General features: G+C 38.4%; 9 protein-coding genes. 8 read left to right on the top strand and 1 reads right to left on the bottom strand.

Going from position 1 to position 8514, the window contains the following annotated elements; genetic code table 11:
* Positions 1 to 144 precede the first annotated feature (144 nt).
* Complete coding sequence (locus JQM81_RS11250) at positions 145 to 900, top strand: aminoglycoside phosphotransferase family protein (RefSeq protein ID WP_235233733.1); 756 nt, start codon at positions 145 to 147, stop codon at positions 898 to 900.
* A gap of 172 nt (positions 901 to 1072) precedes the next feature.
* On the opposite strand, the gene JQM81_RS11255 is transcribed toward JQM81_RS11250, so the two are convergent.
* The gene (locus JQM81_RS11255) at positions 1073 to 2161 is read right to left on the bottom strand and encodes a cell wall hydrolase (RefSeq protein WP_235233734.1); all 1089 of its coding nucleotides are present in this window, start codon (positions 2159 to 2161) and stop codon (positions 1073 to 1075) included.
* Positions 2162 to 2273: 112 nt separating this feature from the next.
* Here JQM81_RS11255 and JQM81_RS11260 point away from each other — a divergent pair, with 112 nt between their 5' ends.
* From JQM81_RS11260 to JQM81_RS11290, 7 genes are all read left to right on the top strand, one after another.
* The gene (locus JQM81_RS11260; protein ID WP_235233735.1) at positions 2274 to 2855 is read left to right on the top strand and encodes a hypothetical protein; all 582 of its coding nucleotides are present in this window, start codon (positions 2274 to 2276) and stop codon (positions 2853 to 2855) included.
* Positions 2845 to 3678 (top strand): Cof-type HAD-IIB family hydrolase, encoded by an 834-nt coding sequence (locus tag JQM81_RS11265; RefSeq protein ID WP_235233737.1) that lies wholly within the window; start codon positions 2845 to 2847, stop codon positions 3676 to 3678. Before JQM81_RS11260 ends, JQM81_RS11265 begins: the two co-directional genes overlap by 11 nt.
* Positions 3679 to 3693: 15 nt before the next feature.
* A complete protein-coding gene (locus tag JQM81_RS11270) occupies positions 3694 to 4521 on the top strand; it encodes an undecaprenyl-diphosphate phosphatase (RefSeq protein ID WP_235233738.1) in 828 nt (275 codons plus the stop codon).
* Between the two features lie 142 nt (positions 4522 to 4663).
* Positions 4664 to 5437 carry a basic amino acid ABC transporter substrate-binding protein gene (locus tag JQM81_RS11275; protein WP_235233739.1) on the top strand — a complete coding sequence of 258 codons (774 nt, stop codon included), beginning with the start codon at positions 4664 to 4666 and terminating at the stop codon, positions 5435 to 5437.
* Between the two features lie 22 nt (positions 5438 to 5459).
* On the top strand, positions 5460 to 6152 hold the full coding sequence (locus JQM81_RS11280; RefSeq protein ID WP_235233740.1) for an amino acid ABC transporter permease: 693 nt from the start codon (positions 5460 to 5462) through the stop codon (positions 6150 to 6152).
* Positions 6142 to 6888: an amino acid ABC transporter ATP-binding protein gene (locus tag JQM81_RS11285; protein WP_328282621.1), complete on the top strand. Its 747-nt coding sequence runs from the start codon at positions 6142 to 6144 to the stop codon at positions 6886 to 6888. The genes JQM81_RS11280 and JQM81_RS11285 overlap by 11 nt, the downstream gene beginning before the upstream one ends.
* A 195-nt stretch (positions 6889 to 7083) precedes the next feature.
* The gene (locus JQM81_RS11290; protein ID WP_235233743.1) at positions 7084 to 8313 is read left to right on the top strand and encodes a PucR family transcriptional regulator; all 1230 of its coding nucleotides are present in this window, start codon (positions 7084 to 7086) and stop codon (positions 8311 to 8313) included.
* Positions 8314 to 8514 lie beyond the last annotated feature (201 nt).

The raw sequence follows: 8514 nt of genomic DNA on the forward strand, positions 1-8514 counted from the left end.
ATAAGGTTAATTATTTAACAATAAAAATATGCAATAAAAATAAGTTAAAAAAATATCAAATTACTCTTTCCAAATGAAATTTAAGGGTGTATAATGCAGTTAACAAATAAAAGATCGGAAGTATTATACAAGGAGGCACAGCTTATGAAACTTGAAGGAAGTAATTTGATCGTGAAACGTCCGTACAAAGAAGTCTACAAATGCGATAAAGAGATTGTCAAGGTATTCGAGACCACACATCCAAAATCTGCAGTGTTTAATGAGGCGTTGAATACAGTAAGAGTAGAGGAATCAGGATTGGATATTCCGCAATTAAAAGAGGTTACACAGATTGATGGCAAATGGGCTCTGGTTATAGAGTATAAAGAAGGAAAGACTTTGGAAGAGATGATGAAGGTGGACCATGATAATCTGGAAAAATATATGTCAGATTTTGTGGATCTGCAGCTGAAGGTTCAGAGTAAGAAAGCGCCGATGCTTAACAAATTAAAGGATAAACTGGCGAGACAGATTAATGGACTAAAAGAATTAGATGCAACACAGAGGTATGAATTGTTGACCCGTCTGGAGAGTATGCCGAAGCACACTAAGCTTTGCCACGGTGATTTTAATCCAAGTAATGTAATTGTAGGAAAGAATGGCAAGATGACGGTTGTTGACTGGGCGCATGCGACCCAGGGAAATGCCAGTGCGGATGCAGCTATGACTTACCTTCTTTTTGCACTGAAAGATCAGGATGCAGCTGACCTCTATATGAAGCTTTTCTGCAAGAAGAGTGACACTGCAAAGCAGTATGTACAGCAATGGCTTCCAATCGTAGCAGCATCACAGTTAGAAAAAGATAATGAGCTGGAAAAAGATTTCCTCATGAAATGGATTGACGTTATGGATTATCAATAGCCATGTTGAATAAAAGAGAATAAAGTAAAAGAGAACAGAGTAAAAGAGAATAAAGTAAAAGAGAGAGAATACGGAAAATAAATTCCATATCCTCTCTCTTATGTTATATGATGAGATACATATTATCTATCTGCGAAGTTAATAAGCAAGATAAAAATATCATATTAAAATATTAATAAAAGACATTTCCACCAATATTAATTCCCTGAACTCCAGAACCAGCATAATTGAAGTTATAGCAATGAATAACTGCAGAGTGCCGTGCACCGCCCAAAGCGGCCTGTGCAACAGAATATGCTGTGGAGGATGGTCCCTTTGCAAGGACACGCTCCAAAGAACCGTTCCAGGTAGGACTAAATTGTCCAGACTGATAAATGACACCGCGTAAGGTGCTTGGATAACTCGGGCTGGCAACACGGTTCATGATAACCGTTGCTACAGCTAACATACCATCATAGCTATTACCGGCCTCACATTGGAGTAAAGCGGCAAACAAAGCTACATCTGAGGTGGAAGCATCGATTGGATTTCCTCCGTTGGTAGTTGAACCTGAAGAACCATTGTTGTTCTGATCACCATTGCCAGGCGATGTGACAGAACCAGCAATCTGATTATTCTGTGCAGTTTTACTTGCTTCCTCAGCGGCACGTGCACGGTCCAGCTGTTCTTTATAATCATCCAATTGTCCGGAAGTAGAAGCAATCTTTGAGTTGAGCTCTTCTTCTTTTGCGGTCAGATCACTTTGCATTTGTGCAAGTTCTTCCTGCTTTGCAGTCAGATCCTCTTGCTTTTTTTCTACATTGACACGAACCTCTTTTAACTCGTCCAACATATGTCTGTCATACTCACTGATAGTTGAGACATATTCTGCCTTATTCAGAAAATCAGCCATATCTTCTGAAGAAAATAATATCTGCAATAAAGAAACATTGCCACCTTCATACATGAATTTGATTCTATCTTTCATGGAATCATACTGCAGTTCTTCATTTAATTGAGCTGCGGCCAAATCCAGCTTGGCTTTCTCGACCTCAGCTGATAAGTCCTCAATCTGAGCTGCGGCAGAGTCTAACTCAGCGCTTAGAGCAGATAACTGGCTGTTCAAATCATCTAACTGATCTTGTAATCCACCAGTCGTTATCTCCAATTCATCAGCAGAAGGCGCTGCGAATACCGGAATATTTGTAGAAGCAATTGTTACGGTGGAGATAGCAATTGCTATGAGTGACCGTAATATACGTTGCTTTTTTGGGTTTATCATATTCATATCCTTTCTATCTACGATAAGTGCACAACATATTATACAACAAATTGCTTTATAAAGCAAACTTTGTTAGAATAGAATATAGAATTTAAGATTGAGAGGAATGCATATGAAAAAATATGAAGAAGAGCATTATAAATATGACAATATAAAAAAACATATTTATCCTTGGATAAAAGAAGAACTTACAGATACACAGGCCTTGAATGGCAAGAGGATTTCTGAACAGGATACTCCTGTTGTGGCATTTATCGGTGATTTGAAGATTATATTTGTTATTAAAAGAAGCGATGAAGCATATGAAGTTCTAAAGGATAATATGCTTCCGCCGGAATGCGATATTGAGGAATTATATCACACAGCTTGTGAGAATTTGAACAGAGATGTAGAATTTGTCATTGCAAATACCTGGTATGGCGGATTTGCGGTTCTTGCAGACGGACACCATGAAGCAAGTGCTTTATGCTTTAAGCATATCTGGCAAGTTTGTGTAGACAAATTAAAAGACGATCTGATCATTATGGTGCCGGCAAAGGATACGATCCTATTTGCACCAGCCGGACAGAAACAGGTTGTAGAAAAGTTAATCGAACATGGAGAACAGGCGTATGAACAGGCTCAGAATAAGATTAGCAGATCGCTGATGTTATTTTCGAAAGACAGAAAGGAATTATCTGAATATGAGAAGTAAGACAAAATTAATAGCGCTTGATCTGGACGGAACGCTTCTGACTTCAGAGAAAAAGATTACGCCGTATACTGGGAAGATATTGCAGGATGCTGCGGCACAGGGAATTATTGTGATGCCGGCGACAGGAAGACCAATCAGTGGAATCCCCAAAGAATTATTTGATATTCTTGATTTTAAGTATGCGGTAACCGCCAACGGGGGAAGAATCATTGATATGAGACAGAACAAGGCAATCTATGAGTGCCCCGTTCCATTAGAAACAGCGAGAATACTTCTGGACATATTCGAACATTATGATACCTTAAGAGAGATTTATTATGATGGCAAGGGATATGCCGAGAAAGATGCATTGGAGGACATTGATCGTTATCTTGAAGAGGCGCCGATGGCAGATTATCTGGTGAAGACCCGAATTGCAGTACCTGATATTCGTGCAAAGTTTGAGGAGGAAAATAGAGGAAGTGACAAGGTACAGGCAATATTTGCGAATATAGAAGACCGCAATGCAGCACTGGAAGAGTTAAAAGCAATACCGGATATAGAGGTTACAGGTGCACTGACTAAGAATATAGAGGTTAATGCAGCTGGTGTAAGTAAAGGAAATGCTTTGATTCAGCTCGGAATGATCCTTGGAATTAGCCGGGAAGAAATTATGGCATTTGGAGATGGATCGAATGATTTGAGCATGATACATAAGGCAGGTATTGGTGTTGCGATGCTTAATGGAACTGAAGAGGTAAGAGCAGCGGCAGATTATGTGACGACACTGTCGAATGACGAAGATGGAGTTGCACATTTTATAGAAGAGCATGTGCTGCAGTAAGAAAAGGAGAGAAAAATGTTAGATGTATTAAAAGTAATCATTCTGGGAATTGTTGAAGGTATTACGGAGTGGCTTCCTGTCAGCAGTACAGGGCATTTGATTCTGGTAGGGGATCTGCTTTCGCCAAGTATGAGCGATGAATTTATGGAAATGTTTAATGTTGTGATTCAATTGGGAGCGATTATGGCAGTCGTAGTTCTGTATTTTCATAAATTGAACCCATTCTCGCCAAAGAAAACCCAGAAGCAGAAGATGCTTACCTGGCAGATGTGGATTAAGGTATTGATTGCATCTGTTCCAGCTGCAGTGATAGGATTGTTGTTTAATGATATTTTGGATGAGATATTCTATAAACCATTGCCTGTAGCAGTTATGTTGATTGTCTATGGTATTCTCTTTATAATTGTAGAAAATCGGAATGCAGGAAGAAGAGCAACTGTAAGAAAAATCTCGGAGCTGACGGTTCCAATGCTTCTGTGGATTGGATTTTTTCAAATGTTAGCGTTAATTCCTGGAACTTCCAGGTCGGGTGCTACGATAATAGGAGCTTTGTTGATTGGTATTTCTAGAGAAGTGGCTGCGGAATTTACCTTCTTTCTTGCAATTCCGGTCATGTTTGGTGCAAGCTTCCTGAAGTTAGTAAAATTTGGGCTCCACTTTACAGGTTCAGAATTGGGACTTTTGCTCTTGGGATGTCTGGTGTCATTTGGATTGTCAATTGTTGCCATCAAGTTCTTGATGGGATATATCAAGAAGCATGATTTCAAGGTATTTGGATATTACAGAATCGTGTTGGGAGCTTTGATTATTCTTGTGACGATTGTTCAGGCATTTCTTGCATAAAAATTTATCCATAGTCAAGTGGCTTTTTCCTGTAAAATATGTGGAAAAATCCACTTGTTTTTTATGGAAAATATGATAGAATATGAACTAGCTTGTATTTTTATGCAGAATAATAAATAAAGCAAATTGGAGGAGATTAGGTATGAAACTGAAAAAAATAGTTAGTGTATTATTAGTAGCTGCATGTGTATTCTCATTGGCAGCATGTGGATCTAAGAAAGATTCTGGAGAATCTGAGGATGGTGGCAAGGCTGACAAATTGGTAATGGCTACCAACGCAGAATTCCCACCGTATGAATACCATGAGGGTGATGAAATTGTTGGAATCGATGCTGAGATTGCAGAAGCTATTGCAGAAGAACTTGGCATGGAACTAGAGATTGAAGATATGGCATTTGATTCTATCATTCCGGCAGTTACAGCAGGAAAAGCTGATATAGGTGTTGCTGGTATGACTGTTACGGAAGACCGTAAGGAAAGTGTAGACTTTTCAGAGCCATATGCAACAGCAACGCAGGTTGTTATTGTAAAAGAGGACAGCGATATTGCAGGACCAGACGATCTGGTAGGAAAGAAAGTCGGTGTACAGTTGGGAACAACAGGTGATATCTATGCAAGTGATATCGAAGATGCAACTGTTGAGCAGTATAACAAAGGTTTTGAAGCGGTTCAGGCATTGACACAGGGCAAGATCGATGCAGTTGTAATCGATGGTCAGCCTGCAAAAGAGTTCGTAAAAGAAGCAGAAGGCCTTAAGATCTTAGATGAAGCATTTACAGAAGAGGAATATGCAATTGCAATCGCAAAAGACAATACAGAGTTGAAAGACCAGATCAACGATGCTCTTGCAAAGTTAAAAGATTCTGGTAAGTTAGACGAAATCATTGGAAAATACATTAAAGCAGACGCTGAATAATCAGAGAGTAAGGATGTAGGGTATGTTACAGACATTTCAGGATAAATTTTATCTTAATTTTATAAAAGATGACCGTTGGAAATATATACTGGATGGATTGGGTGTTACACTCAGGGTAACGTTTTTTGCAGTTTTGATCGGTATTGTATTAGGTTTTCTGGTAGCAGTAGTCCGCTCCACTTGTGATAAGACAGGAAAACTTAAGATTTTGAACGCAATTTGTAAGCTTTATCTGACAGTAATCCGTGGAACACCAGTAGTTGTACAGCTGTTGATTATCTATTTTGTAATTTTCGGAAGTATGGATATCAGCAAGGTAATTGTTGCAGTAATGGCGTTCGGATTGAATTCGGGAGCGTACGTGGCAGAGATCTTCCGTTCGGGAATTATGTCTGTGGACAGCGGGCAGTTCGAGGCAGGAAGAAGTCTTGGATTTAATTACGCCCAGACTATGATTTATATTATAATGCCGCAGGCATTTAAGAATGTTTTGCCGGCTTTGGGAAATGAGTTTATTGTACTTTTGAAAGAGACGTCTGTATCTGGTTATATTGCCCTGCAGGATCTTACCAAAGGCGGAGATATCATCAGAAGTCGTACATATGACGCTTTTATGCCTTTGATCGCTGTTGCATTGATTTATCTTGCAATGGTACTTATATTTACAAAGCTTGTAAATATTCTGGAAAGGAGGTTAAGAAGCAGTGACCACTAATCAAGGAGATACCTTAATTAAGGTAGAAGGATTACATAAGATCTTCGGGGAACTGCATGCGCTTAACGGAGTTTCCGAGGAAATAAAGAAAGGGGAGGTAGTAGTAATCGTTGGACCGTCTGGTTCTGGAAAATCTACTTTCCTGCGTTCATTGAATCTGTTAGAAGTACCTTCCAGAGGCCATGTGTATTTTGAAGGTGTTGATATAACAGATAAAAATGTAGACATTAATAAGCATCGTCAGAAGATGGGAATGGTATTCCAGCACTTTAATCTGTTCCCGCATAAGACGATTCTGCAGAATATTACGCTGGCACCAATCAAGCTTCTCGGACAGAAGACAGAAGATGCGCAGAAGCGGGCAATGGAACTGTTGGAATTGGTTGGGCTGCAGGAAAAAGCAAATGCTTATCCATCTCAATTATCAGGCGGACAGAAGCAGCGCATTGCGATTATCCGTTCCCTGGCAATGGATCCAGATGTTATGCTTTTTGATGAGCCGACATCAGCCCTTGATCCAGAGATGGTCGGTGAAGTTCTGGAGTTGATGAAGCAGCTTGCGAAAGATGGAATGACGATGGTGGTAGTGACCCATGAGATGGGATTTGCCAAAGAAGTCGCTTCCAGAGTTATTTTTATGGATGAAGGACAGATCAAAGAACAGGGAACTCCGAAAGAGTTCTTTGAACATCCGAAGGATCCGAGACTTCAGGAGTTCTTATCGAAGATATTGTAATAGAATATGATGTGTTAAAAGGATATCTTACAAAATGAGATATCCTTTTTTATATAAAATTGACTATTACTATAAGTGAACCCGAATATAGACATTAACGATTGGACAGAGATTTTTATCTTTAATATAATAAAATCAATATTTAAAAGTGTTTTTAGAATGGTAAATGATGTCGCAAAATGGGGGCATATATACATGAAAGAGAATTTTGACTTAAATGTCTGTTACAGAAAAGTATTTGAAATATTAAGTACAGAATGTAATATGCAAAAAGTAATCAACAGTATTGCAGATTATGCGGAAGTATCTTTTTTGGTAGTGGATATCGGAGGAAAAGTACTGGCTGCTTCTGACAAAAAACTGGATATAGGATGTCTGTCAGAACAAGAGATTGCTTACAAGGAATCTATGATTAAAATTATCTCTAAATGTATAGAATGTCAAAATAAGAATGAACAAAAAACATCTACTTATATAGAAGATGATAGAGAGTATAAAGTAGTTAATTCTATAGAAGTCAAAGGAAATACGGAAGGCTTTTGCATCGAAATGATTTCTTCAGATGCGGAGATGTCAGAAGATGAAAAAGAGATGATTTGTCAGGTAAATGACATCACCTGTCAGGCGTTGGGAATGATGCTTGAACGTTATGGAACACAGGTCCATTATCATTCGTCTACCCTTAGGCGTATGATTGCAAGGAGCTTGTTTGAAGGAGAAACTGAAGAACGGTTGAGACTTAAGGGTATGCAGGAAATGTATGATGCATATGTAAAAGCACCATTTATTGTTGCTACTCTGGAATTAAAAAAAGATAGCATGATCCAGCTTCAGAAAGCCGGAAATCAGATAATGGATGTATATCACAATTCATTTGTATATATTAAGGAACGTACATTGTGTGTATTATTTTGCGATATTCATCTGGAAGAAACAGAAGGAATTATACGACATATTTTGGATGAAATCTGCGAGAAGTATGATATGCTCTGTGGATTTAGTGATGTATTTGAAAAAAGTGAACTGATTGATAAAAAAAGTTTTATGGCGTTAAGAGCACTTGAGATTGGGCGAAAAGTGGAACCGGATAAGAGACTATATATGGAATATGATTACTATATTCAGATCGTTTGTTCCTGTGCAGCGCCTTATATTGGGAAAGCGAGATATCTGGAAGATGAGCTTTTACAATTAAAATACGAGGATGAAGCGAAAGGGACTGAATTTTATAATACATTAAAAGAATATTTGCTTCATGGCAATAATGTAAGCATGACATCAAAGAAGTTATATATTCATCGGAATACGATGATCTATAGGCTTGGGAAAATTAATGAAATATTGGATGTAGATATTAATGATCCGGTAGTTTCCAGGCGATTAATGCTCAGTATTATGCTTCAGGAGCAGGAGGAGAGCATGTGATTGTGCAGTTTGCATAATTGAGAGAACGATGTTTGTATGGAGAATAATTGGAATTTTGGGAAGCATATGCTAAGATCCCATCTTTGACACTTAAAAGAAGAATAAACAGCCATAATACCTGTAATTACGGGCACTGTGGCTGTTTGTTCGTTTGCATCGATATGTACTATATTTTTGATTTTGTGCTATTTATCTTTTTTG

Source organism: Faecalicatena contorta (genome assembly GCF_021531895.1).
Lineage (GTDB): Bacteria > Bacillota > Clostridia > Lachnospirales > Lachnospiraceae > JAFBIX01.